Source organism: Bacillus sp. PAMC28571 (genome assembly GCF_014250435.1).
Classification (GTDB): domain Bacteria; phylum Bacillota; class Bacilli; order Bacillales; family Bacillaceae; genus Bacillus; species Bacillus safensis.
In genome coordinates this window covers 199,271-225,359 of record NZ_CP060191.1, presented here as the reverse complement: position 1 = coordinate 225,359, position 26,089 = coordinate 199,271, and the positions used below count along the sequence as shown (strand labels likewise).

The window sequence follows — 26,089 nt, the reverse complement described above, 5'->3', positions numbered from 1 at the left end:
TTTCCCTCCTAGCGAAGCCACTTAACAGCTTGTATCTCCGTTCCTTGTTCTGGTGTAGAATCTAATTTAAATTCATCCATCAGTCGTCTGACGCCCGGAAGACCTGCTCCGAGTCCGCCTGATGTTGAAAATCCGTCTTCCATTACTTTACGTATATCCATGATACCTGGCCCCTCATCGGCTGCGATGACTTTGAGTCCACGCTTTCCGCGCTCCATCACTTCATCTATACAAATCTGACCTTTACCAGCGTATAAATAAATGTTTCGAGCTAATTCTGAAATGGCCGTCGTAATTCTTGCTTGGTCAACTGTTCCAAATCCAAGTTCTTTTGCAACATTCCGCCCCAATTGTCTTGCTGCGACTATGTCCCATTCCGTCAATATTCTTACACAGGATTGGTCTTTCATATCTATTCCCCCAATTCCCGCTTCAGTGTCTCAAGCCCTTGTTCAAGATCTAGTGCTGTCTGAATTTCTTCAAGCGATATTCCAAGTTCAATCAGCGTCACAGCGACTGCCGGCTGTATTCCTGTTAATACAACTTTTGCCCCCATGAGCTTGGACATCGTGATCACATCACCTAATACCTTTGCAATAAAGGAATCAATCATGTCAACGGATGTGAGGTCAATGACAACACCGTTTGCTCCTGTTTCATGAATTTTATTCAGCAAGTCTTCTTGAAAGTGGAGAGCTGTTTGATCATCAAGCTCCCACTGTATCGAAATCAGAAGACAGTTATATAGTTTTAAGATTGGAATCTTCGGGTGATTTCTCACTGGGTTATCCCTCCAATGAAACAATTTTTCGATTTGTCATTTCCAAAGCAGTTTGAATTCCTTTTTGAAGGGTATTCTTTGTTGTAACTTGAGATAAATCAATTCCAAGGTTCACAATGGTTTGGGCTATTTCTGGACGAATACCGACAAGCAAGCACTTCGCACCTACTAATCTCACAGCCTCTGATGCTTGAATGATATGATGCGCCACCATTGTGTCAACGACAGGTACACCCGTAATATCAATTAAGACGACTTGTGAGCGATGTTTAACGACACCGTTGAGCAGATTCTCCATAATTTTTTTGGCACGTTCTGTGTCAATTGTTCCAACAAGCGGCATGACGGTAATGTGCTCAAATACTGGGATCAGCGGGGCAGAAAGTTCCTGCAGCGCGATTTTTTGAAGGTTGACTGTTTTCTCCCATGAGATGGAATACTGGTTTAAGATCTCGTTATGAATAGGTGTGATGAATCGATCAATTTGCCAGATGAGGTCATGACTTTCTTCTGTTGTATCTTTGTCATCGTTCATTTTTTGATATAAATGTGAACGGATTTCTGTTAGACCATTTGCCAGTAACTTAAGTGATATACCCATTTGAACAATTTTTAAAGCAAAAGTTTGCACTTTTTCTTCAAAATCTTCAGCATACCCTTCTGAAAGAGATGTAATGATTAATTGAACATATTCCGAACAGATGGTTTCATACATATTGTCGTTCAGCATCATGTCCGTTTCTTTTTCTCCGAGTTGTCTAAAAATGTCCGTCCACTCTTTTTGTAATTCCTCTCGATGCTCTCTTGCAAAAGCTAACACGATATGATTCGACATGTTTTACCCCCTACGTACATAAACAGCACTTCTTTTAGTCTTTCTTCATTATAACGTTAATAAAAATTGAACACAAAAAAAAGTTGCTCCCAAGAGAGCAACCAAATCTCACCATATTAAAAATCAATAAGAGCCAAACTAACTTGTAAGGCTTCATCAACCTTCTCCATCATCTCATCATCAAGATGTGTGATTTTATCTGTCAATCTTTGTTTATCGATTGTACGAATCTGCTCCAAGAGAATGACAGAATCTCGCTCAAAGCCGTAGCGCTTTGCATCAATTTCGACGTGAGTCGGTAATTTCGCTTTTTGTATTTGGGCTGTTATGGCTGCAACGATAGCAGTCGGGCTGAAGCGATTTCCAATGTCATTTTGAATCACCAATACTGGGCGAACCCCGCCCTGCTCGGAGCCAACAACAGGAGATAAATCAGCAAAGTAAACATCACCGCGTTTAACAATCAAATGTTTAACCCCCGCTGACTAATCGCTCAACTGTATTCTCAGCCTCAAATTCTGCGTATTGTGCCTCTGAAGAGATATTCAGATTAATTTTCGCCATCTCCATGTAGCCGCGTCTCATCGATTCACGATTTTGTCGAATATTACGTTCACGAATATACGTTTTTGTCGCTCGGTAGATCAATTCATTTCTTGTTACCTTATCCTGCTCTGCTACTCGTTCGATTTCAGACATCAAAGCCTCCGGTAGTCGAATCTTCATTTCGTTTGTTGCGCTGGATTCAGACAAAAAACATACACCTCCACAAAACTTACGGATACCGTTTCGATCCATTCCAAGACTAATCATACCATTATTCAATGCGCAAGCAAAGCTGTTTTTTCATGATTTCTTATTAGAACATGAAGCGGCTGTTCACCCGTAAATCAAAGATGATAATGGAGTTCCTCTTTCACATTATACGCTTTTTTCCGAAAATCATACGGTATTTCCAAAATCTCTAAAAAAGGGAGAATGTTTACCCCTTCTTTGTAGAATAAAAAGGAACGATGTCAGTTTGACGATCGTTCCTGTGAAAGCTGCTTAGAAAAAGCTTGGCCCGCCTTGAAGCAGCGGATTCCGCACATGTACCCTTTTGCCGTCCTCTATATATACTCTTGGGACGCGGTGTCCAATGGAGCATGTGACTTCATAGTTAATGGTTTCAAGCCTTTTTGCAATTTCATCGACTGATACCATTTCTTCACCTTGTCCACCAATCAAAACGACTGGCTCCCCTATTGGAAGGTTCTCTTTCAGTTCAACCATGAATTGATCCATACATACCCTTCCGGCAATCTTCCGGCGCTTTCCGCCAACAAGTACTTCCGTGCCTGCCAGCTTCCGGATCCACCCGTCTGCATAGCCGACTGGTACCGTACCGATCCATGTATCTTGATTAGCTGTATACGTCGCCCCATAGCTGACACTCTCACCCTTTTGAATGAGCTTCACATGGGCAAGCTTTGTATGAAGAGACATGGCTTCTTCCAGCTTGAAAGGAAGTTCATCTTTGATTTCCTCTGATGGTGACAGCCCGTACATACTGATGCCGAAGCGAACCATATTAAACAACACTTCTTTAAACCTTAAACCCGCTGCACTATTGGCACAATGAACGAGCAGCTTTTCCGTATGAAGCGGCTGAAGCAGGGTTTGAAAGGTGTCGACTTGCCGATCAAAATAGTTCTCATCCTTTTCATCCGCGGTCGCAAAGTGAGTAAATACACCTTCCAGCTGTAAATAAGCATGCTCGCTGACAAGCTTCTTTACTTCGCTGACTTGCTCCAACGTTTTCACACCTAAACGGTTCATTCCGCTGTCTATTTTCAAATGAAAACGAATGGGTTGTCCCATCTGCCCCATATGGGTGACTTCCCTCAGCCACTCTATGGAGTAAGCGGTCATGATCACATTGTATCGAACAGCGGTTTTGACATACTCCGGCGGTACTGCGCCGAGTACAAGAATCGGTGCTTTAATGCCTTGATTTCTTAAAGAAATGGCCTCATCTAAAAAGGCGACAGCTAACAAGTCTGCTCCTGCTTTGAGTGCAGCTCTTGCCACTTCTATATCTCCATGTCCATATGCATTGGCTTTCACAACAGCCATCAATTGAACATTTTGACCGATATGATCTTTCATATGTGAAACATTGTGCTTGATTGCGGTTAAATTAATTTCTGCCCATGTGTCTCTATAAAAGGCATTTGTGTCCATCAGTCACACTTCCCTATTGAATGATTCAATCCCTTCATATGATACTAAAAATCAAGAATAATGTGAAACAAATCAAAGAAAATCAGCCCTTGCACAGGGCTGATGCTTCATTTATCAAGGCTTTCCGCCTGAGAATCTCATTTATTTAGCTGACTGGCCTTCTACACTCTTTGCGACCATCAAAAGCTCTTCTTTCGATAGATCACTTGAGGAAATTAAGTAGTCAACTCCGTCAGATGTCCATGAGAGGGATTGATCTGTCAGAACCCCTACTGTCATACCAAGATCGACCGGCTCGCCGTTCATCGTGACAGGCGTAGATGCTTCAGCTACTCGCGCTTTTTCCTGAATGAGTGTGAAGGATTTCTTGCCGCCGTACGTAATTACATAACGCTTCCCAGCATCTGTCGTCATTTCTTTCTCTTCCATCTTCTTCACGCCTTCTGGCATATCAACTGGTGTTTTCACCGCAAAGCTGTCAGATGGGTCTGCACTTGTGGCAACATCCATTTGAGAGAGTGTCATGTTTTTCTTCTCATCAAATGCATCTTTGTCAAAGGATTTATTGAATTCAAAGTGAGAGAATTCCACTTTCACCATTGGCTTTTTGTCGCTATCCAGCACTTTCACACTGGCAGGCGCCATTGTTTTCTTATGAAAGGTAATCTCTTGGGTAGGCAGCATTTGGTTGTGCTGATAATTGGTCTTCGTTTCGAACACATACTTTGACTCTTTCGCTTTGAACTGAGCTGCGCTGTCATTTTTAATATCCTTCACAAGTGATTCGAATAAATAGACCTGACTGCTATTATTCGGCCAATCACTATGGAAACGGAAGCTCTTGTTCAATGAAGGTGTCAGCACAAACACACCATTGCCATTTCTTAAAATGACTTGACTCTGATCCTTTTTCGGATTTTCTAAATAGACACGGTAAAGCTCCGGCTTTTTGTACCAAATTTCTACCTGGTACTCCTGCGGGTCATTTCCTGTCTCAATGGTCATTTTTGCTTTGGCTTTGTATGATGTCATTTCCTCTGCCTTTTTGTTTAAATCTCCAACGATATCTTGCTGAGATTTTTGACCGCATGCGGAGAGAATCAGTACAAAAAGGATTCCCGTTACAAGCAAAACAAAGCTTTTTCTCACCCTTTTCAACCCCTTCGTTAATTGTGTTAAAAGGAAGAAACCGCTTGTTTGACTTTAACAGTACGCCTCAAGAGTTAACTGCGTACCGCGAACCATCAAAGCCTGTTAGCAACTCGCCCTTCCTTATCGCACTACCCAATATATGAAGGGGGGACAAACAATATGCAGACTAGCTTGACAACCTTTCAATTAAAACTTGTGCAGCAGCATATTCCTTTGTATGGGTAATGGACACATGAACCTGATCTCCCTCTGCTTTCTTGCTTTTGATGAAGGGTTTTCCCTTATCGTCTTTTTGAATGTCTATGTCATGAAAGCTTAAATGCTGACCGATTCCTGTTCCGTATGCTTTAGCGAAAGCTTCCTTTGCCGCAAAGCGCCCTGCCAAAAATTCCAGCTGTCTTTTTTCACTCAGTGTACGAAAGACGTCCTGTTCACTTAAAGTCAAAATGCGTTCCGGTAAACGAGGCTGTCTGCTGAGCACTCGCGAAAGACGGTCGATCTCTACAATATCAATGCCTATTCCTTTAATCATGAGGTACCTCCTATGATACTCGTACTAATTTAAGTGTTCGCTTCATAAACGTGTTACTATAAACTTACCATTATCTAGTCAAAAGGGGTTTGTTATGTTTATTCGAACGGAGAGCTTTCAACAATTTATTAGATCGTATCCAATCGTAACAGCGATCCTTGCTTTACAAATTGGCCTGTGGCTTATATTTGCGGTTCCTATCCCTCTTATACAGCTTGGACAGGATCATCTCGTCGGTTTCAATTATGGTGTAGCGGCTGGGGAATGGTGGCGGCTCGTTACACCTATTTTTCTTCACGGAAGTCTCACGCATATTTTATTTAATTCCATGTCCCTTTTCTTATTCGCCCCAGCGCTTGAACATTTGCTTGGGAAGGTTCGATTTCTGATCATTTATCTTGGTGCAGGATTCATTGGCAATCTCGGAACCTATTGGGTGGAGCCTTTAGAGTATGTACATGTTGGCGCTTCTGGTGCGATCTTCGGTTTGTTTGGGGTTTATCTATACCTTGTCCTGTTTAAACCGCACATGATGGACCGCGGGAATTCACAAGTGATTTTAACGATTCTTGCTGTTTCTGTCATCATGACGTTCGTCAATTCAAACATCAATATCATGGCTCACTTATTTGGATTGATCGGCGGTATGCTTCTAGCACCGATTACGCTGCTTTTCCATTCGAAAAAAAGACGCTATTAATCTCATAAAAAATGTCGATCCTCCTTAAGCTGGAGCTGATCGACATTTTTCGTTTAAGACGATTGATTTTTTTCATATGAATACCAATCAAATACACGTGCCGCATCTTCTTCCTCAAGGTGATGCACACCAAAGGAATCAAGCAGCGCAGAGGATTTCACAAAGGTGTGAATACTTGCGACCCGGCCTTTCTTTTGGAAAAAAGATTGCGTCATCGTATAGTTTTGCATTCGTTTTCTAAGGACAATGCCAGTGGTCTTGCCAATGCCTCTTGATGTCATTTGAATCAATGAATCTTTGATTGTATATCCTGATTGTTTATAAGCTAAGTAGCCGAAGAATAGAGCAAGCGGTAACGGAATGAGTCCCAAATACCCCCATGGCGGAAAGCGTACCGACAGGATGACACCTGCAAGTAACGGCACAAAGCCATATGAGATCAGGTAGCGTTTGAGTGAACGCTTTGGCACCTTTTTCAGCTCTGTTTCTGGTGCTACATGATAATGATCGGTGAATTGTGACAGCAATTCATTTATTTTTTTCTTCCGAATGAGCGGAAATAAGACGGAAGAGGTTTCTTTCTCTGTAATCGAACCTCCTGCACTAACAAGCATCACTGTCGCAAAGCCAAAAGGCTCACGGATAATATTCTCTTTGATTTTCACTGCTTGAATTCTCGCAAGTGGAATGGTCATTTGATGTCTCTCGATGAGCCCTCTTGTAATGATGATGTCATTCCCTTTTCGTTTTGCAGCAAAATTCGCATACTGAAGTGCTGTTACCCCAACACTCAAGATCCAAGCGATCAATACGGCAAGAAATATCAAAATCGCATAGATTTCAATGCTCGCATGGCTTAAAAAAGAGAACTGCTTGAAGAACCCGTCCAAAGGGAGAATTTCATCTATTTGCGTGTAGATGGCGAGACACCCTGAGATAATGACACCGATACCGCTTGAAGTGGTCGCAGCCAAAAGCAATTCTGGCACACCCATACGATAGGAGACATTGATTTCTTCCTGCATAGGTTTTTGCGCAGTCAAATGGCCATTCAGATCACCTGCTTCATCCGTCATTTCTTCTTCCTGCAAGCTTTTCTTCCGGTTGAAAATCGACTGCTTTAATTGTTCCGCTTCTGCTTTTGTAATCGCGGTCAGGCTCACTTCTGGACCATCCGTTCCGCCTGCCGTTTCGATTTGAACCCGCACTAAACCGAAAATCCGCTGGAAAATGCCTTCACTTGTATTAACCGTTTGAATTCGTTCTAACGAGATATATTTTTTCTTTTTCGTAATCACACCCGATTCCACACGAAATTCATCGTCTTCCATCCGGTAAGTGAATCGTCTCCATTCTAAAATGGTAAAAACGGCTTTCCACAAAAGAAGCACACCAAGAATGATAAATGCATAAAAGCGAATGCTCGAATTCGAGTTCACAAAAATCAACACGAAAAAAGGGATAATGAAGTTTTTGATCATGGATACAGCATCTGATATAAAATCAATGAACATCGAAATGGGATGTACACGTTTTGGTTCAGACATCATCTTCCGTCACCCTTGCTAAACGAGATATGTAATCACGAAGCTCATCTGCCTCTTCTAATTCTAGCGCCGGTATATCATGAACTGTGGCAGCAGTCGAAATTTGAACAGAGGCCAAACGGTAGCGCCTTAAAAGCGGCCCTTGCGATGTATCAACATGCTGAACACGAACCATTGGCACAATGACACGTGTGACGCGAATGAGTCCATGCTGTATTTCAATTTCATTTTCGAATACTTCGTAGCGCCAGATGTGGTGGCGGATTTTTGGTATGAGCCAAATGCCAAAAATGACCTGTAAGACCCATAAACCAGAAAGGATCGCTCCAATCCAATATGGCCATTGAAAATAGTAGCTAGCAACAAATACCCCAATGATGATGAGTAAGAAAATCAATGAGATAATTCCATTTTGAAGACGCCATACCTTTAAACCATTTAAACTAATTTGACGTTGCGGCTGTTTTCTCACATTCTTCCCCCATTCTCTTACTTTTCTATCAATATATTACGTAACAAAGCCTAAAAAGTTTCAATTTTAGCCTGTTAAAAAAAAGCGAACCCTGCAAAGGATTCGCTCTTGTATGTTAGTTGTTATAAGATTTCTTTTGACGACGATCGCTAGAAGAACGATTGCGGTCATTTGAAGAACGCTTTTTATCACCATAAGATGAACGGCTGTTCTTGCCTTTTCCACGGTAGCCTCCGCCACCGCCGCCGTCTCTGCGTTTAGAAGAGCTACGGTTGTTACGATGACGTTTAGAAATCATCGGTGCTTCATCTGTTAAACGAACAGGCGTTGCATCCGGCTCTTTTGTCATCATTTTGATCGCAGCTGCAACCACTGTTACAGAATCATGATCTTCCAACAATTCAGCAGCAGCTGTCATGTAGAAGTTCAAGTTGTTTTCACTGATGATTGTGCGTAGACGGTCAACTGTTACTTGCTGTTGTCCTTCAATCGCCTCATCAAGTGTAGGTTCTTTCATGCGATCCATTTTACGTTTAGTCGTTTGCTCAATCGCACGAAGCATATCTTTTTCACGTGGTGTGATGAATGTCATCGCCATACCTGTACGTCCAGCACGTCCTGTACGTCCAATACGGTGCACGTAGCTTTCTGGATCTTGCGGTACGTCAAAGTTATACACGTGTGTTACGCCTGAGATATCAAGTCCACGTGCAGCTACGTCTGTTGCGACAAGCACATCGATTGAACCCTCTTTGAATTTACGAAGCGCAACCATACGTTTTGCTTGAGTCAGGTCACCATGAATTCCTTCAGCTGTATACCCTCTAAGGTTAAGTGCTTCAGTCAATTCGTCAACACGGCGTTTCGTACGGCCGAAGACAATTGAAAGCTCAGGTGATTGAATGTCAAGAAGACGAGTCAATGTATCAAACTTTTTACGTTCGTGAATATCCAAATAGAACTGTTGGATGTTAGATACAGTCATTTCTTTCGCTTTTACTTTTACGTGTTCTGGGTTTGTCATGAAACGCTCTGCAATGCGCTTAATTGGTGCAGGCATTGTCGCAGAGAATAAAAGTGTTTGGTGTTCACTTGGTACATTTGAAAGGATCGCTTCAATGTCTTCGATGAAACCCATGTTTAGCATTTCGTCTGCTTCATCTAGCACAACTGTTTCAACGTTTTGAAGACGCATTGTACGACGGTTAATGTGATCGAGTAAACGTCCTGGAGTCCCTACGATGATATGAGGATTTTTCTTGAGCGAACGGATTTGACGGCCGATATCTTGTCCACCGTAAATAGGAAGTACGCGTGCACGCTTGTCTTGGCCGATTTTATATAGCTCTTCAGATACTTGAATCGCTAATTCTCTTGTTGGCGCAATGATAATCGCTTGGATATTTGGAGACGCTGGGTCGATTTTTTCAACCAGAGGAATACCAAATGCTGCAGTTTTTCCTGTTCCTGTTTGTGCTTGTCCGATGACATCTTTATTTTGAAGACCGAGAGGAATCGTTTCTGCTTGAATCGGTGTTGCTTCTTCAAATCCCATGCGGTTAATAGCCTTCATGAGACTTTCGCTTAATTGAAAATCTTGAAACGTTATAGTCAATTTATTCAAACTCCTTCTAATTGCTGTTTCAGTAATCTCGTGAATGATCATTAAAAACTGCCCTTTTCTGAAAGGACAGGTCCATTATATACAAAGCCCGAATTACCCTACCTTATATCTTACCATTACACTATTTGTTTTTCAACAAGACAGAAATGGATATATCTACTGTTCTACAATGACAGATTCACCTTCACTTTGATCTCCGTCCATCCATTTCCACTTTTCTAACAATTGAATTTTTCCGTTATCCAGCTGCTTTGGAGTGGAATTGCAAGTCCCGCTTCTCATACTGCCGTCCTTGCTTACATGGTGGTATCTAAAATGAAGTGTTCCATCCTCATTCACAGTTCCTACAAGTACGCCAGATATAATACTGCCGCCTTGATATGTGCCCGTTAATATATTCCCGTCCTGACGATATTGAAATATGGTTCCTGCTGATACTTCTCCGTTACTCGAATTAGACTGCGGGATAAAGGTTTTTCCGTCATATTGAAACAACCGAATCAACCACCTTTTCTTTCCTATTGTACCATATGCCTGTCACTCATTCGACAAAAATGATGCAAATTTTAACAAGTGGGATTCAATTTATATTAGTTTAGCCACAATTTAGCTTTTCTATATATTAAATTGCTTTTTTTAGAAAATGTTCTACTTTCTCAAACAATTGCTGGGCACATGGCTCATGACAAACATGATGTTTACAATCGGGCAAATAAAACATTTCTTTCTGGCGAGACGGGACTTTATGATAAATAAATTCTGCACTTGAAGCAGGTACAATTCCGTCGCTTTCACCTTGAACAATTAACACAGGCAGATGAAGCTTCTCAAGCGAATTCTTCGTTTGCTTGACCAGCTTCATAAATTCTATCGCGGCTGACAGCGGCGTGCTTGTGAGCTTATGGCGATATCGATCATATAAAGGGTTTGTATCAATGATCCCTGACAGGGACTCCTTCACCATCTGCCTTGTATCTTGCATCATTTGTTTTGGGTTCACATATTTAGCCGCAGCACTTAATAGGACGAGACGGGCAACTGGGTACTTCGCTGCTAAGTAAGAAGCAATCATTCCGCCCATAGAAAAGCCGATCAAATACACGGTGTCACAAGTTCGATAAAGGGATAGAAGTTCGAGTTCAGCTGTCGCTATCCATTCTTGATAAAGAATGCCTTTTAACTGAAGCTCATCCCCATGCCCCGGAAGCGTGACAGACTGCACTTCCCAATCTGCCGTCTGTTTTAAATATTGCGCCAGCGGTTCTACTTCATAAGGGGCACCCGTAAAACCGTGGATACATAAACAGCCAATCATTCTGTCACCTTCTCACTTTTATAGTGCAGTAATGACTTCTTCCAATTTCATACCGCGTGAGGCTTTGACAAGCACAACATCGTCAGGCCCTGCCACTTCAGCTAGTTTTTTCTTCAGGTCCTCTTTGTCCATAAAGGAGAATACGTGCTCAGCCCCGAATGATTTTTTCGCTCCTTCAGCAATGAATGCACCTAGTCGGCCATACGTCATGACATGATCAATAAATTCCGGCTTGATGTAACGGCCAAGTTCATAATGATACGTTTCTTCTTCGCTGCCCATTTCGAGCATATCTCCAAGTACAAGAATACGATTGGCGAAGCCGTCCATATCTCCCACAAGATCAATGGCTGCTTTCATAGAAGTAGGACTTGCATTATACGCATCATTAATGACAGTGATTCCTTTATCTGTTTTAAACAGCTCAAGACGCATCCCCGTCAACTTCGTTTGCATCAGTCCCTGGGCTATTTGTCTTTCATTCAGCCCAAAATGCTGGCCTATAGCAATAGCAGCAAGTGCATTCTTCACATTATGTTTCCCTAATACAGGAATGAGAAAACCTTGGGTATACCCTTCGACCTGAAATTCTGTTCCTTCTGCAAGCTGGTTGATGTGCGTTACCTTAATATCACAGTCCTCTGCTTCTCCAAAGGTTTTTACACGCTGAGAAAGTGAACTTGCTCTTTCGCGAAGCAAAGGCTCATCACCTAAGTAATAAAAGATGCCGTCTTCTTTTAACCCTTTTACGATCTCACATTTTGCATCAGCAATGGCTTCTCTTGATCCTAAATCTTGCATATGTGATTCCCCGATATTTGTGATGACTGCTGCATCCGGCTCAGCGAGGTCTGATAAAAATTCGATTTCGCCTTTTGCACTCATGCCCATCTCCAAAACCGCAATATCTGTTCCTTCAGGCATTGCCAGAATGGTAAGCGGAAGCCCGATATGATTATTAAAGTTACCGTCTGTTTTATGAACTTGATACGCTGTTTGCAAGACGGAATGAATCATGTCTTTCGTTGTGGTTTTCCCATTACTTCCTGTAATACCGACAACACGAGGGTTTTCTTCTTTTAAGTATGATTTCGCCAGCTGTTGAAGCGCAGCTAGTGTATCCTCTACAAGAATTACTGGAACGCCTTCTGGCGGATTGGCTTCTTTTTGATTCCAAAGAACAGCTGAGGCTCCAAGCTCCACTGCTTTTGAAGCAAATGTGTGACCGTTAAAATGTTCTCCGATAAGCGGGATAAACAGGGCGCCGTTTGATACTTTTCGTGTATCTGTTGTCACTCCGTGAATCTGTTCTTCGCCAAAAGCTTGATTAGATAGGGTTCCACCAGCCATTTGGGCGATTTGTTTCACTGTACGTTTGATCATGATTTTTCGCCTCTCTTTCTCATTTCACGTTTGAAGGAAAAGAGACACTACCTAAGGATAGTGTCTGCTTGCTGCTCACATTAAAAAGTTGTTTTAATGGTTTGTTTTTCTCGATGGCGTTCAATTGCAAGTGACACCAGCTTTTCAATTAACTCTGGATACTCTACACCAGTGTGCTTCCAAAGTAATGGGAACATACTAAATGGTGTGAATCCAGGCATTGTATTCACTTCATTGATCAACACTTCACCTTTTTCTGTAAGGAAGAAGTCTGCACGTACGAGACCAGATCCATCGAGGGCTTTAAATGCCTTAATTGCCATGTCATGAATCGTCTTATATTCATCCTCTGACACACTCGCCGGAATGATCAAATCTGTATCGCCATCTTCATATTTTGCTTTGTAATCATAAAAATCTGTTTTAGGTGCAATCTCACCAACGACAGAGCATTTCGGCTCATCATTGCCTAATACACCAATCTCGATTTCTCTTCCAACGACGCCTTCTTCTACGACCACACGACGATCATATTGGAAAGCGAGGTCAAATGCAGTCTGCAGTTCTTCTTTGCTGCGGCATTTGCTAATTCCAACACTTGATCCCATGTTGGCAGGTTTCACAAAGCATGGGTAGCCCAGTACTTTTTCAACCTGTTCTAAGCTGTCTGGTGTCGCTTTCTCGTAGTCTTTTTTATTGAAAGAAAGGTGCTTTGCTTGTGCAAGTCCTGCTTGTGCAAAAACATCTTTCATCATGACTTTATCCATACCCGCGGCAGACGCGAGAACGCCGTTGCCGACATACGGGATATTTAACAGTTCAAGTAATCCTTGCATTGTGCCATCTTCTCCATTTGGTCCGTGCAGCAACGGGAAGACAACATCAATTTTCTCATCAGTCGATGCAGGCTGTGGAAACATGCTTTCATTTAAAGAAGTTGGTAAAAACGTCTTTGCGGTCTGTTCAAATTGAAGCATTTTGACGTTTGATACTGGTTCAGTGAGTTTTTCTCCTCTTAACCATTCACCCTCTTCTGTAATATAAATTGGATGTATATCGAACTTCTCAGTGTTAAGTGCTTTTGTAACTGCAAGAGCTGTTTGCAGTGATACATTATGTTCGGCTGACTTTCCGCCGTAAATCAATCCTAAACTTATTTTCAATGGATACTCCCCCCACTAAAATTCATCTTTACTATCTTATCACTTTCAAGCAAAAATGCTCTAATTAATTTTTGTTGTTACGTAATTGAAATGATTTGTAAAGGTTGTAAGCGCCTCCCGAGCATTTGTATGTCATTCGCCTTTATTTTATATTAAAATGACATTGAAAAGGAGTTGTGACAAATTGAAAAAAATCACAAGTACTGAACAATTCAATGAAATTATTCAATCAGACAAAGAAGTCATCGTTAAATTCTTTGCAACATGGTGTCCTGACTGTACAAGAATGGACATGTTCATTCCAGACATCCTAGAAGCTTATGCTCACCATGAATGGTTTGAAATAAATAAAGATGATTTCCCTGAATTAGCTGAAACGTATCAGGTAATGGGCATTCCAAGCCTGTTAATTTTCAAAAATGGTGAAAAAACAGGTCATTTACACAGTGCAAATGCAAAATCGCCTGAAGAAGTGACAGAATTTCTTCAAGAGCACGTTTCTTAATTGATGAAACGAAGGACATCAGCAAACTCTTGCTGATGTCTTTTTTCTTTTTAAATCTCTTCATAAGACGAGCTGCACAGCCAAAACGTTTCAAATTGATGTTTCACTTACGACAAGTCATGACAAAATTATTTCCTGGGAAAGAATGCAGCGTCGAACCAGCTTGGAATATGTCGGTTACGTGAATTTTCTGAATTGAATCTTTACTTCTGACATTTGTCTTTGTATAATGGAATTGCTAATTGAAAATGATTATCAATTTCATCTATGTGAAATCCTATAGACGTCCATTCTTATTAAGGAGCGATGAGTCACATGTCTAAGAAGAAAATTAAAACCTACCAGCAATTGATTGAAGAGAACAAAAAGGCCATCATGCGCGATCCTCAAATGATGGAAAGTATATACGAAACCATCGACAAAAAACACCAGAAGCAGCTTGCAGCTGCTGGGCGTGAATCATAAGCACAAGAGGAGCAGTCATCGCTGGCTGCTCTTTTGTCTGCTTCAATAAAATAAAAAAAGCCGATAAAATCTGTTATTCGATTTTATCGACTTTTGTTTTAATTTGCTTTCGCTACACGGTCCTGCTTCATTCCTAAATAAATGAGCATATATGTGAGATAACCCATTGTCATCGTTAAACCACCGAAGAAAAATTGAGAAAAGACTGGTTCCTCAAATGTTGTGACGGCAGCAAGAACGATCCAGCTCGCATATAAATAGACCATGAACCATTTCATGTTTCTTTTAAGTGTATACAGAAAGAAAAGACCCGCTAACGAAAAGATCCCCAGCGCTAGTCTGAAATAAACAAGGTGATCAAACTGGAAGGCAAAAGACACAAACGAAAACGACAGCAGCAACAAAATTGGTAAAGCCGTAATGAAATTTTTCACGATAGTGCCACCTCCATGACTCCTTCTTATTATAAGACAAAATCAGCCGGTTATCGTGAAATACAGACTCGTTTTCACAAAGATGTCACGAATTTTTCTTGTTATTTGACACATTTTTTACACATTTACATCACATTTCCAAAAAAGAATCCAAGCCGATCCAATAAAGAAAACAAAATGCGCCCCTACTATAAATAGAGAAAACAAAATGCTCATCCCATGAAAAGGCGGCGGTCCTTGAAAGCTGTACTGAGTAAAGTCCGTATTCGCGAAAAGGAGGATTTTCCCCCACTGATTTTCTAAGAGAGACATGATGGGTACAAGAGATTTCGCCGCATATAAAACAAAAAACGAGGTCACAAGGGCAACAAGACTGTTTCTAAACAAACTGGAACACATAAAAGCAAAGCTTGCCATCATGATCACTTCCACCCACTGAGATCCAATGACGGCAAACGTATGCTGAAATAATTGCCCCGTTCTTTCATCAAAATCCGTACCGAAGAAAATAAGACCAAATAGAAAAGCCAAAACATAATAAAAAACAAACAAATAAATGACTGTCAGCACAAGTGTGATGTATTTTGACAGAAAAATGTGCAGTCTTGTTTTTGGCCGGATCAATAGAAATTTGATCGTCCTTTTCTGAAACTCTGTTGAGATCAAGGTCGCGCCAATAACAACAGCAAGTACCTGCAAAATAAACACGACGTTCGTGGAATAAGCAAAATAGTTCGCGACTGTGTCTTGTCCACCAAAGCTTGATATGACTCGTTTCAAGGTTAGAGCCATGGCCAGTTGAAATACAACGATCAATAAAAGAGCAATGAATGTGATCTTTTTCTTCATGATTTTTTTATGCTCATTCTTGATGAGGTTAAGCATCTGTCGTCCCGCCTTCCGTCCATTTCATAAATGCCTCTTCAATTGACTGCTTTTGAGGCATCATTTCAAGTACATCAAACCCCGCCAGCACAAGCTGTTTGTTCAGCTCTGGCACACGTTCTTTGTTCAGTTGAAGCAGTACACGCGCTCCATTTCGTTCATATGTATAGTCGTGTGCGTCAAGCCATGAGACCGCCTTTTCTACTGGCTGAATATTCATCAGCACCTGCTCTTTCCCCTCCATATCCCGGAGATGAGTACTAGCTTTGATCTGTCCCTTTTGAATGATAATCATTCGATCACATAGCTCTTCTACCTCATGCAATAAATGCGTCGCAAATAGCACCGAGGTTCCTTCTTCCTTTACAAGCATTTGTAAGTGCTCCCGGAATTCCTTCATTCCTGCGGGGTCCAGTCCATTTGTCGGTTCGTCTAAAATGAGCAGGTTCGGCCGATGCAAAATAGCTTGTGCAATCCCAAGCCTTTGTTTCATCCCTAGTGAATACGTCTTGACCTTCTGATGAATGGCATCCTCAAGACGAACTCTTTCCACTACTTCCTGAATGCGTTCCTCCGTCACGCCATCGTGCATCGCTGCATACATCTCAAGGTTTTCAAAGCCTGTTAAATACGAATAAAATTCTGGGTTTTCTATGATCGCACCAACAGATGACATCGCTTTAAGAAAATCCTCATCTTGTGAATATCCATTGATCATGATGTTGCCATTGTTTTTTTTCATCAAGCCAACGATCAATCGAATCAAAGTTGTTTTTCCAGACCCATTGGGTCCAAGTAATCCAACAATTTCTCCTTGCCCAATGTCTATAGAAATATCCTGCAAGATCATTTTCCGGCCAATTAGTTTATCGACTTTCTCTACTTTTAAAACAGCAGACTGCAAAGTGGTTCCTCCTTCTAATGTAAAGCCTGTGGCGGCAGTTATGACCGCTCATCCTGTAAAAAGTATATCACGCGAGACAAATCAATCCATGAAAAAAAGGACTGACCCAGCCAGCCCTTCTTGCTTATTACAGTGATAAGTTAGGTGTCGGCGCTTCTTTCTCGTGTTTCTTTTCGGTTTCAGAAACAATCACCGCACATGCTGCGTCACCTGTAATATTCACTACGGTTCTTGCCATATCTAATAAGCGGTCTATGCCAAGGATCAGCGCTATTCCCTCAACAGGAAGATTCACGGAATTTAACACCATGGCCAGCATGATGAGCCCTACCCCTGGGACACCTGCTGTACCGACACTTGCTAAAACAGCTGTTAAGACAACCGTCAGCATTTGAACAAGCGTCAGTTCAACCCCATACACTTGAGCGATAAAAATGGTCGCAACACCTTGCATAATGGCTGTGCCATCCATATTAATGGTTGCACCCAGCGGCTGCACAAAGCTTGAAATCGGCTCTGGCACCTTTAAACGCTTTTGCGCTGTTTCCATTGATACCGGCAGTACTGCGTTACTGCTTGATGTACTAAACGCAACAACCATCGCTGGTGAAAATCCTTTAAAGAATGCCATTGGATTTCGTTTAGCTAAGATAGCAATGGTTGATCCATATGTCAGGAAGAAATGCAGGATAAGCGCAATTAACACGACCGAGAAGTAAAGTCCCATCGCTTTCATGGCATCCAGTCCCTGACTGCCGATCGCGGTTGCAATCAAACCGAATGTCCCGTACGGTGCAAATTTCATTACAACACCGACAAGATACATCATTAATTCATTTCCTTGTTCAAACAGCTTCAGCAAGCCTTCCGTTTTTTTACCAAGCATGGCTATGCCAAGACCTAAAAATACGCAGAAGACGATAATTTGAAGCATGTTTCCTTCAACTAACGATTGGACTGGATTGGTTGGAATAATGTTGAGTAGTGTTTCTGCCATTGATGGGGCTTCCTCTGCGGAATAATCAGCCGCTTTTGTATCAAAATTACCGAAGGCTCCGGGTTTAATCAATAAGGCTAATGAAATGCCAATGATAATGGCGAAAGTCGTAGTGAGCAGGAAATAAGTAATGGTTTTTACGCCGATTCTGCCTAGCTTCTTCGGATCACCAAGGCCTGCTACACCGAGCGTGATCGAAAAGAATACAATGGGTACAACCAGCATTTTAATCAGGTTTAAGAAGATTTGACCTAGAGGTGTAAATAAATAAGGGTCTAACACTTTGAATACATTTGGAGCAAAAAGGTTAAGCAGCAATCCTGTGATTGCACCTACAAACAAGGCAATAATAATTTTTGTCGCCAGCTTCAATAAAATCTCCCCTTCCTCGTCAAAAAGACCCACGAGAGAGTTTTCTCGTGGGCCTGCGTGTCCATACGTGTACCACTGTCTACTCTCTTCACGCTGATGAGGTTAGCTGACGGGTTAGGACGAAGAGATGTCCTTTTTTCTCAGATAAGAAAAATTCACCCCAAAAACATGGGTCCCCCATTCCTTTAGAAGGATTAAGCGTGTGGATATATGATATTTTCATACCATTTATACCTTATTTTTAGAAAATTGTAAACAGGTTCATATGAACTTTTTAATTACTTTCTTCCCTATTTGTCACTTCAAGAATATCTAAAATAAACACAAAGATTGGGATACCGATAATAAGTCCCCAAATGCCAATATAGTGTTCAGAGAAGATCAGCACAATAAACGTGAAGAAAATAGGGAGTTCTGTTTTAGCTGACATGAGCTTCGGATTCAAGAAGTATGCTTCAATAGCATGGATAATCACAATCACCAGCACAATATACAGGACATACATTCCGCCTCCGAGTGTATACGCAATGATGCTGAGTGGAATAAGAGAGATAACCACACCCGCTACTGGGATTAAGCCTAGCAAAAAGACCATGACCGCTAATCCAAATAACTGCGGGAAGCCCATAATGCCTAGCGCAATGGTCGTTAGCACACAGTTAACGGTTGCAATAATAAACTGTGCTTCAAGTACTTTTCCAAACGTTCGGGAAAATTTACGTCCAAAGAAGGCAATTTCATGATAGAACACGGAGATTTTACTCGTTTTGAACTTGTTCATGAATTGAATGAGGCGTTCTTTTTCGAACAGGAAGAACATGCTTAATATTAAGGACATAATGACCTGGATACTGAACGTGCTGAAATCGGTTATGTATGTATAGAGGAAATTAAACCCTTTCTCAAAGAAAGCTGATATTTTGAAATCTCCGAATACGTTCGTGATGACGTCAAAGAAGGGTAAATCTTGTGGGTGATCTGCAATTTTCTTTCCTAAACGGAATAGCTGCTCTACCTGTTTGGCGATGATTGGTACAAAAACGAATCCGCCAAATGTTAATCCACCAGCCAGAAGAATATACAAAATGGTAATGACCGATTTCTGTCCTATTTTCAGGAAGCGATTTAAAAAGCCTCTAATGACCTCTTCCAACCGATTCATCAAAAAGGTGAAAATGAAGGTCAAAAGAATTAAATTCATCATTCCTCTTAATAGATATAATGCTGTGGCTAATACTACAAATACTGAAAACCGCTTAACACCAGGTTTTTCGAACAATTTTAAAAATGCCGTCATTACGTTACACACCTGCCAGGACTAAAGTCTATTTTTCATCGTATCTGATATACATTATATCGGATCTTTCTGTAAATTATATAATAAAAGGTCAAAGAGGTCTTACGATTTGTATTAATTTTATTGGTTTTTCTTTTTTACACAAAAAAACCGAACCCATGTAGAACATAAGGTTTCGGTTTTTGGTTGTTTTTATACTAAACAGCCTGCTTCATATTCCGCATTTCCTGAAGTGCTGTTTTGCTCTTCGCTTCGTCAAATTCACCTTCACTCTTCGCGACAACAATTGTTGCGATTCCATTTCCAATGAGGTTTGTAATCGCTCTTCCTTCACTCATGAAGCGGTCAACCCCAAGCAGCAGTGCTAGACCCTCTAACGGAATGACCTGTAGTGCCGCAAGAGTAGATGCAAGCACGATAAATCCGCTTCCTGTCACCCCAGCTGCTCCCTTTGATGTAAGCATCAGCACAAGGATAATAGTGATCTGCTGACCGATCGACAGGTCTACACCAAACACTTGCGCCAAGAAGACGACGGCCATTGATAAATAGATTGAAGTTCCGTCTAGGTTAAAGGAATAACCTGTTGGAATGACAAGACCAACAACAGACTTAGAGCACCCGTAGCGTTCCATTTTATCCATCATTCTTGGCAGCACGGATTCTGAAGAACTTGTGCCAAGAACAATCAAAATTTCATCCTTGATAAATCGCAGATAACCGAGCAGGCTGAAGCCATACATTTTACAAATGATGTTCAGTACAACGAAAATGAACAAGAACATGGTCATATAAACGGAGAGCATCAGACTCGCCAGCGGTTTAATCGATGCCAAACCAAAGTGTCCGATCGTATAAGCCATCGCCCCAAATGCACCAAGAGGCGCAGCACGCATGATATAACCAATGATTTTAAAGAAAACAAGTGACAGCTTATCAAGCCATTCGATAATGCCTTTCCCCTTCTCGCCAAGAGCAGCGAGCGCAACACCGAATAAAATAGAGAAGAATAAGACCTGTAAAATATCACCCTTTGCGAAAGCATCAACCATGTTAGATGGCACGATGTGTGTAACAAATTCCATCCAGTCGATACCCTGTCCCCCATTTTGGGTATACTGTGAAACGTCCCCTTTTTCAAGCTTGCTATAGTCAAGACCTGCACCTGGCTTCATGATATTCACCACAAAAAGACCGATGACTAGAGCAAGTGTCGTGACAACTTCAAAATAAATAAATGCTTTTCCCCCAACTTTCCCAACCTTTTTCATATCACCCATCTTGGCAATACCAAGAACAATGGTTAAGAAAATAATTGGTGCAATGACCATTTTAACGGCATTGATAAAGGTGTCACCAAGCGGCTTCATTTCTTTTCCGACGTTTGGCCAAACCATCCCGACAATGATCCCGATAATGACAGCTGCAATTACCTGAAATGTCAGGTTCTTCAAAATCCTTTTCATAAAAAATCAACTCCCTCACCCTTTGATGTAAACGCTTAACTATTATCTGTAGATAAATGATAGCGATTTCATCAAAGACTGTGAAGCTTATGGACATATCGTACATTTTGGTCTTTTTGGTCTTTAGTCAGAATGTACGATATATTTATTCACAGGCCGTCCTACCCCGCCATATTGCATATCTAATTTCAGCTCGCCTTCTTTAACGAGAAAGTCTAAATACCGGCGTGCCGTGACGCGGGCAATGCCAAGTGCATTGGCGACTTCTTCTGCAGACTGCGCGCCTTCCTGCAAGCCCATATACGCTTTAATTTCGTTCATCGTATGCACATTCAGCCCTTTAGGAAGCCAAGTATCTTCCTGCTTAACAGCAGGCTTTCGTATGATATCATCCAGCATCTCCTGAGAGAATTCTGCTGCAGTTTGGATTTTTGATTTAAACGCCTTATAGCTTTCAAGTGATTCTTTCATTCGTTCAAATTTGAATGGTTTAATAATATAATCCCGCGCACCATTTTGAAGCATGATGCCGATGGTCTCTTTGTCCTTCGCTGCAGAAATGACAATCACGTCCACTTTCATCTTCTGTTTTCTGATGTCTTGCAGCGTTTTGACGCCATCCTTTTTTGGCATATAGACATCAAGTACCACGAGGTCTGGACGAATTTCTTTGATCAGCTGGATGCCCTGCTCCCCGTTCCCAGCGACAGCTGCTACTTGAAAGCCAGGAACACTCATAATGAACTCTTTATTCACTTCTTGCACCATCGGGTCATCTTCAATTAACAGCACCTTAATCTGAGTCATCTGTCTCTCTCCTCTATGGTCATTGGGAATTCGATTGAGAAGGTGGTACCAATGCCGATGCTTGATGTGACCTCTACATTTCCCATCCCTTTGTCGATAATCGTTTTTACAATATACAGGCCATAGCCTGTTCCGCCCTCTTTGCCATGTGTGAAGCCTTTATCGAAAATAGAAGGAATCATTTCTTTTTCGATCCCGGAGCCATTGTCTTCAATTAAAATCGCGAGGACATCCTCCGTTTGATCGATACTAATGGAAATGACTTTTGTGTCTCTTTCTACAGTATCATACGAGGCAAAGGCGTTCTCAATGAGATTTCCGAGCAGCTTTGTCATATCATGCTGATCAAGCCGTTCAGGGAAATCACGCAGACAGCTATGTTCATCTACTTCGACCATGATGCCAAGCTCCTTGCCCCTTCTGATTTTGCTCATCAATAACCCTGCGACAGCATCATGCTCTATGACGCGATGAAGAAAGTCCGTCACATGTTCCTGCTCCTCTGTCGTTTGAAAGGCTAGATCGAGCGCCTGATCGGCTTTACCGAGCTGAATCAGCCCGGCAATCGTATGAAGCTTATTCATATGTTCATGGTTTTGCACCCGCAAACCGTCCACAAAGTTCTTAACCCCTGTGAGCTCCTCCGCCAATTTCGCTGCTTCTGTCCGGTCTTGAAAAATGGCGACCGCTCCGATGATCTTCTTTTTCATGACTATCGGAATCCGGCTGCTCATGATTCGCTTTCCGCTCATATGAATTTCTTCATTGTAGACAGGTTGTGCGCGATCAATAATCTCAGGAAGTCTCGTATCAGACAGCACACCCCAAATATTCCGGCCCACGACATCACCTGTTACGCCAAAAATCTGCTTCGCCTTCTCATTAAAAATGGTGATCATGTGCTGATTATCAATGGCGATGACCCCTTCATTAATAGAGTGAAAGGTTGCAGTGCGTTCCTCTAGCATTCTGACAATCTCATGCGGCTCCAGCTTAAACATTTGCTGTTTAATATGACGGGCGAGCAAAAATGAACCCACAAGCCCAAAGCTGAGCGTCAGCAGGAGGATCATGAGGATATCCTGCTTCATTTCTCCTAATATATCTGCCATACTTGGCAGAGTTCTTCCTACAAGCACAACCCCTGTTTGATTAAATTGATCATCCTTGATTGGATAAAAAGCTCTGATGGCTGTTCCAAGCTCTCCCTCTGCTTCTGAGAAATAAATATGCTCTGCAAAAGCCGGCTCTTCATCAGTTCCTTCTGAGCGCTGGCCAATCCTTGTTTTCACTGGATGCGTTAATCTCACATGATCCATATCCATCACGACAATATAGTCAGCGTCTTGAATAATCCGAATCTCTTCGATTGCATGCTGTAATTGATCACGATCCTTTGTCTGATCAGCTAACGCCTGCTTCACCTCATTCATCTCAGCCACGGTTCTCGCCGTGTTCATGAGTCTTTTTCGAAGCTCCCGTTCCTCTGTTTGCTGAATTCCCCCAACAAGGACAATCCCTCCGATTAAAAGGGCGAAAATGACAACGAAATATGTGAGGATGGTAAGCTTCCATCTAATAGATAATTGTTGTAATTTCAATCGATTTCTCATCATTTTTTCACCTGTATCTTTACGGATTCTTCCTCTGTCAAGTATGCTTGACATAAGGGGGATCTGACGCATGAAGAATTTACTCGCTTATACACTATTGCTCATGATCGGTTTTGTAACCGCTTTATACTTTGGTTTTTATCATATGATGCCAAAATCAGCGACAACCTTTGATGATGAACAGACAGGACTGAAGGACCAGCTTGTGTTCAAATTCAGCCATGTCGTGGCAGACAATACACCTAAAGGACTTGCCGCAAAGAAATTTGCTGAGCTCGTGCACGAAAAATCCGATGGAAAGATCAGCATTCAAATTTTCTCCAATGGAAGCCTTTATTCTGATATTGAAGAAATAAATGCACTTAAAGAGAATCAAGTTCAATTTATTGCTCCGTCTACCTCGAAGCTCGGCATGCTGTCCCCTGAGTGGCTGGCACTTGATCTTCCCTTTGCTTTTTCAAATTACAATGCGGTTCAAGAAGGCCTGCAAGGTGCAATTGGACAAAGGTTGTTTGGCACGCTGCAAAAAGATGGGTTAAAGGGAATGGCTTATTGGACAAATGGCTTTAAGCAAATTACTTCTAATAAAGGGCCAATCAAACAGCCGGCTGATTTAAAAAACCAGTCTCTCCGCATTATGCAAAGCGACATGATTGAAAAACAATTCAAACTTCTTGGCGCAAAGCCCTATCAGGAATCATTTAATTCAACGTTTCAGCTATTAGAAACCAAAAAAGTAGACGGTGAAGAAAATACCATTTCAAATATTTATTCAAAAAAATTCTATCATATACAAGACTATATGACGATCAGCAATCACGGGTATTTAGGCTATGTGGTCTTAACAGATCAATCCTTCTTTGACCGCCAGACACCCGAAACGAAGCGAATTTTACTTGAAGCCATGGAAGAAACAACGGCTTGGAATGAAAAGCATGCAGAACAGATGAACAAAGATCAGCTGGAGGACATTAAACGTGAATCGCCGATTGTCATTCATGAATTGACGCCAGCTGAAAGACAAAAATGGATGAGAGCCCTTGATCCTTTGTATGATGAAGCCGAAAAAACGATCGGCTCCACCCTCATCAAACAGATCCGCGAACTGCGTGCACGTTATGAACACTCACCTATTCATGCTTTTCAGGAAGAGGTTGAGAGCAAATAAAAAATCCCTTTGATATGGGATTTTTTTATGCGCCGGACTCACTCTGTTCTTGCTGCGTGAGCTCTTCTAATCTTGTTAAAATTCTTCGCTTTCGGTATTGCATCATGCCGGTTTCGGCAATTCCTTTTAATTGTGAGCGGTTCGAAACGGCACCAAACAAAATCCCAGCGATGGGAACAAGCTGAAATAGTTTCTTCCAGCCGAACGAATCCCGGTAATTATAGACGACCTCACGCCACCCTTGGATTTGGGAAATCATGTTTTCATGCTTCCCTTCGGATGCATGATAGCTTTTGAGTTCTTTTAGAATCGATTTCTTTCCAACGACATCCGCAGAGTTCAGCTGCAAGCATTTAATGATGAAGACCCGCTCCTCTTTGTTTTTAGGATCATAGCCATAGGTGACGGCAATATCCTGTAATGTTTTCAGAGAGAGGCCCAGGACCGCAGGAATATCAGCAGCTAGCGTAAACATTCCGCCGACACCAGTTGTCGCCCCTTGCACAGTCGCGAGATTCGTTCTGTTTTTCCCCATATGTTCACTAATGGCATCCATCATTTCGATTGGGGCCTTTCCAATATCCTCTATGCGCTGAATGGATTCGCCCTCACACTTCTTTTGAAATTGATGAATGATGCCTTTTTCCGATGTCAAATAGGCACCGCCAGATTGAATGTAATGACCCATTTCATCAAGTAGCACACCGATTTTTTTCTGAATAAAAGCAGGCGTCAGCTTGTCCAGCATTTGAAATGGAAGGCGGCTGAGTTTCTCCCAAAACCATACCTTTTGCTGGTCTTTCTCCCACTTTTCGATCTCCTTTAATTGTGCTTTTAGCCATTCTCTTTCCTCCATGCCATATGCCTCCTTAGATGCCGCTGAAGTATTTGTCTGTTATTATACACAATCCTTGTCCATCATACGTATAGAACATTGAAGCGGTTCCGAAAGGTTTTAATCTTTTTCAAAACGGTTATTGCTTAATAAACAAACAAAAGAGGAGTGATCAACATGTTAGGATTTCTAATTTCATTAGTTGTGGCGATTGTCATTGGTCTCATTGGGAGTGCACTCGCTGGAGGTAGTGTACCAGGAGGATGGATCGGTTCAATGATTGCAGGACTTGCAGGTGCTTGGATTGGTCATGGATTGCTTGGAACGTGGGGTCCTAGTCTGGCAGGCTTTGCGATCATTCCAGCGATCTTAGGAGCAGCCATCTTTGTCATTATTTTAAGCCTGATCTTCCGCAGCGTGGGATCAAGGGTATCTTAAAAAAACAAATAAAAGAGGAAGCAGTAGGGACACCGTCTAAGGGACGGTGTTTTTTATGTTGCGCGTTGACAAGGTATCTATTTTTTTCACTTACATATGATAAACAAACCTATTAGTTCAGATAGTTGACTTTTCATGAAGATGGGCATATGATGATTAAAAATTGCATGAAGGAA

29 protein-coding genes and 1 riboswitch are annotated in these 26,089 nt (G+C 41.7%); of the genes, 5 read left to right on the top strand and 24 right to left on the bottom strand.

The genetic code is table 11. The features are described from left to right. Positions 1-8: 8 nt before the first annotated feature. From H7F25_RS00895 to acpS, 8 genes are all read right to left on the bottom strand, one after another. A complete protein-coding gene (locus H7F25_RS00895) occupies positions 9-410 on the bottom strand; it encodes an anti-sigma regulatory factor (RefSeq protein ID WP_073203956.1) in 402 nt (133 codons plus the stop codon). Between the two features lie 2 nt (positions 411-412). Then, a complete protein-coding gene (gene rsbS / locus H7F25_RS00890) occupies positions 413-781 on the bottom strand; it encodes an RsbT antagonist protein RsbS (protein WP_003214235.1) in 369 nt (122 codons plus the stop codon). A gap of 4 nt (positions 782-785) precedes the next feature. Continuing rightward, positions 786-1,616 carry an RsbT co-antagonist protein RsbRA gene (locus tag H7F25_RS00885; RefSeq protein WP_044334717.1) on the bottom strand — a complete coding sequence of 277 codons (831 nt, stop codon included), beginning with the start codon at positions 1,614-1,616 and terminating at the stop codon, positions 786-788. 116 nt (positions 1,617-1,732) lie between these two features. Beyond that, the gene (gene ndoA, locus H7F25_RS00880; protein WP_024425388.1) at positions 1,733-2,083 is read right to left on the bottom strand and encodes a type II toxin-antitoxin system endoribonuclease NdoA; all 351 of its coding nucleotides are present in this window, start codon (positions 2,081-2,083) and stop codon (positions 1,733-1,735) included. 4 nt (positions 2,084-2,087) lie between these two features. Continuing rightward, positions 2,088-2,369, bottom strand: a complete 282-nt coding sequence (locus H7F25_RS00875) for a hypothetical protein (RefSeq protein WP_003214273.1) — start codon at positions 2,367-2,369, stop codon at positions 2,088-2,090. 294 nt (positions 2,370-2,663) lie between these two features. Then, a complete protein-coding gene (gene alr / locus H7F25_RS00870; protein WP_103132680.1) occupies positions 2,664-3,839 on the bottom strand; it encodes an alanine racemase in 1,176 nt (391 codons plus the stop codon). 141 nt (positions 3,840-3,980) lie between these two features. Next, positions 3,981-4,997, bottom strand: a complete 1,017-nt coding sequence (locus H7F25_RS00865) for an outer membrane lipoprotein-sorting protein (protein WP_087975235.1) — start codon at positions 4,995-4,997, stop codon at positions 3,981-3,983. A gap of 160 nt (positions 4,998-5,157) precedes the next feature. Then, the gene (acpS, locus tag H7F25_RS00860; protein ID WP_041089202.1) at positions 5,158-5,523 is read right to left on the bottom strand and encodes a holo-ACP synthase; all 366 of its coding nucleotides are present in this window, start codon (positions 5,521-5,523) and stop codon (positions 5,158-5,160) included. 94 nt (positions 5,524-5,617) lie between these two features. Between acpS and H7F25_RS00855 the strand changes: the two genes are divergently transcribed. Continuing rightward, positions 5,618-6,223, top strand: a complete 606-nt coding sequence (locus H7F25_RS00855) for a rhomboid family intramembrane serine protease (RefSeq protein ID WP_103132679.1) — start codon at positions 5,618-5,620, stop codon at positions 6,221-6,223. A 53-nt stretch (positions 6,224-6,276) separates the two neighbouring features. Here H7F25_RS00855 and H7F25_RS00850 read toward each other — a convergent pair whose 3' ends face one another. The 7 genes from H7F25_RS00850 to H7F25_RS00820 form a co-directional block, all read right to left on the bottom strand. After that, entirely contained in the window at positions 6,277-7,773 is a 1,497-nt protein-coding gene (locus H7F25_RS00850) for a PH domain-containing protein (RefSeq protein ID WP_034622599.1), read from the bottom strand. Further along, positions 7,763-8,242, bottom strand: a complete 480-nt coding sequence (locus tag H7F25_RS00845; protein WP_024425383.1) for a PH domain-containing protein — start codon at positions 8,240-8,242, stop codon at positions 7,763-7,765. Before H7F25_RS00845 ends, H7F25_RS00850 begins: the two co-directional genes overlap by 11 nt. A gap of 115 nt (positions 8,243-8,357) precedes the next feature. Continuing rightward, positions 8,358-9,857, bottom strand: a complete 1,500-nt coding sequence (gene cshA, locus H7F25_RS00840) for a degradosome RNA helicase CshA (protein ID WP_024425382.1) — start codon at positions 9,855-9,857, stop codon at positions 8,358-8,360. 165 nt (positions 9,858-10,022) lie between these two features. Further along, entirely contained in the window at positions 10,023-10,361 is a 339-nt protein-coding gene (locus H7F25_RS00835) for an avidin-fold protein (RefSeq protein WP_103132678.1), read from the bottom strand. Between the two features lie 127 nt (positions 10,362-10,488). Then, positions 10,489-11,181, bottom strand: coding sequence for an alpha/beta hydrolase (locus H7F25_RS00830; RefSeq protein ID WP_024427369.1), 693 nt, complete (start codon positions 11,179-11,181; stop codon positions 10,489-10,491). An 18-nt stretch (positions 11,182-11,199) separates the two neighbouring features. Continuing rightward, complete coding sequence (gene murF, locus H7F25_RS00825) at positions 11,200-12,564, bottom strand: UDP-N-acetylmuramoyl-tripeptide--D-alanyl-D-alanine ligase (protein WP_024425380.1); 1,365 nt, start codon at positions 12,562-12,564, stop codon at positions 11,200-11,202. 80 nt (positions 12,565-12,644) lie between these two features. After that, a complete protein-coding gene (locus tag H7F25_RS00820; RefSeq protein ID WP_185854118.1) occupies positions 12,645-13,727 on the bottom strand; it encodes a D-alanine--D-alanine ligase in 1,083 nt (360 codons plus the stop codon). A gap of 184 nt (positions 13,728-13,911) precedes the next feature. Here H7F25_RS00820 and H7F25_RS00815 point away from each other — a divergent pair, with 184 nt between their 5' ends. Then, positions 13,912-14,232 (top strand): thioredoxin family protein, encoded by a 321-nt coding sequence (locus H7F25_RS00815; RefSeq protein ID WP_012008983.1) that lies wholly within the window; start codon positions 13,912-13,914, stop codon positions 14,230-14,232. Between the two features lie 315 nt (positions 14,233-14,547). Then, positions 14,548-14,697 carry a Fur-regulated basic protein FbpB gene (gene fbpB / locus H7F25_RS00810; protein ID WP_065215285.1) on the top strand — a complete coding sequence of 50 codons (150 nt, stop codon included), beginning with the start codon at positions 14,548-14,550 and terminating at the stop codon, positions 14,695-14,697. Positions 14,698-14,795: 98 nt separating this feature from the next. Here fbpB and H7F25_RS00805 read toward each other — a convergent pair whose 3' ends face one another. The 8 genes from H7F25_RS00805 to H7F25_RS00770 all read right to left on the bottom strand — a co-directional run bounded on the left by H7F25_RS00805 (position 14,796) and on the right by H7F25_RS00770 (position 23,475). Next, positions 14,796-15,131 (bottom strand): hypothetical protein, encoded by a 336-nt coding sequence (locus H7F25_RS00805; RefSeq protein ID WP_024427366.1) that lies wholly within the window; start codon positions 15,129-15,131, stop codon positions 14,796-14,798. A gap of 117 nt (positions 15,132-15,248) precedes the next feature. Further along, the gene (locus H7F25_RS00800) at positions 15,249-16,016 is read right to left on the bottom strand and encodes an ABC transporter permease (RefSeq protein ID WP_185854117.1); all 768 of its coding nucleotides are present in this window, start codon (positions 16,014-16,016) and stop codon (positions 15,249-15,251) included. Continuing rightward, positions 16,009-16,920 (bottom strand): ABC transporter ATP-binding protein, encoded by a 912-nt coding sequence (locus tag H7F25_RS00795; protein WP_024427364.1) that lies wholly within the window; start codon positions 16,918-16,920, stop codon positions 16,009-16,011. Before H7F25_RS00795 ends, H7F25_RS00800 begins: the two co-directional genes overlap by 8 nt. Positions 16,921-17,047: 127 nt before the next feature. Further along, entirely contained in the window at positions 17,048-18,289 is a 1,242-nt protein-coding gene (locus H7F25_RS00790) for a dicarboxylate/amino acid:cation symporter (RefSeq protein ID WP_166644710.1), read from the bottom strand. A gap of 77 nt (positions 18,290-18,366) precedes the next feature. Beyond that, positions 18,367-18,500: riboswitch (cyclic di-AMP (ydaO/yuaA leader) on the bottom strand. A 63-nt stretch (positions 18,501-18,563) separates the two neighbouring features. Continuing rightward, complete coding sequence (locus tag H7F25_RS00785; RefSeq protein WP_041107476.1) at positions 18,564-19,586, bottom strand: AI-2E family transporter; 1,023 nt, start codon at positions 19,584-19,586, stop codon at positions 18,564-18,566. A 197-nt stretch (positions 19,587-19,783) separates the two neighbouring features. Beyond that, the gene (gene dctP / locus H7F25_RS00780; protein WP_133744976.1) at positions 19,784-21,052 is read right to left on the bottom strand and encodes a C4-dicarboxylate transporter DctP; all 1,269 of its coding nucleotides are present in this window, start codon (positions 21,050-21,052) and stop codon (positions 19,784-19,786) included. A 123-nt stretch (positions 21,053-21,175) separates the two neighbouring features. Continuing rightward, positions 21,176-21,859 (bottom strand): response regulator, encoded by a 684-nt coding sequence (locus H7F25_RS00775; protein WP_024425373.1) that lies wholly within the window; start codon positions 21,857-21,859, stop codon positions 21,176-21,178. Beyond that, positions 21,856-23,475 (bottom strand): ATP-binding protein, encoded by a 1,620-nt coding sequence (locus H7F25_RS00770; protein ID WP_395960180.1) that lies wholly within the window; start codon positions 23,473-23,475, stop codon positions 21,856-21,858. Before H7F25_RS00770 ends, H7F25_RS00775 begins: the two co-directional genes overlap by 4 nt. A 67-nt stretch (positions 23,476-23,542) precedes the next feature. Here H7F25_RS00770 and H7F25_RS00765 point away from each other — a divergent pair, with 67 nt between their 5' ends. Further along, on the top strand, positions 23,543-24,640 hold the full coding sequence (locus H7F25_RS00765) for a DctP family TRAP transporter solute-binding subunit (protein WP_185854116.1): 1,098 nt from the start codon (positions 23,543-23,545) through the stop codon (positions 24,638-24,640). A 25-nt stretch (positions 24,641-24,665) separates the two neighbouring features. Here the strand turns inward: H7F25_RS00765 and H7F25_RS00760 are convergent, their stop codons facing one another. Next, on the bottom strand, positions 24,666-25,496 hold the full coding sequence (locus H7F25_RS00760) for an EcsC family protein (RefSeq protein ID WP_073203922.1): 831 nt from the start codon (positions 25,494-25,496) through the stop codon (positions 24,666-24,668). Between the two features lie 156 nt (positions 25,497-25,652). Here H7F25_RS00760 and H7F25_RS00755 point away from each other — a divergent pair, with 156 nt between their 5' ends. Next, complete coding sequence (locus tag H7F25_RS00755) at positions 25,653-25,913, top strand: GlsB/YeaQ/YmgE family stress response membrane protein (RefSeq protein WP_003214275.1); 261 nt, start codon at positions 25,653-25,655, stop codon at positions 25,911-25,913. The last annotated feature ends 176 nt before the right edge of the window (positions 25,914-26,089 follow it).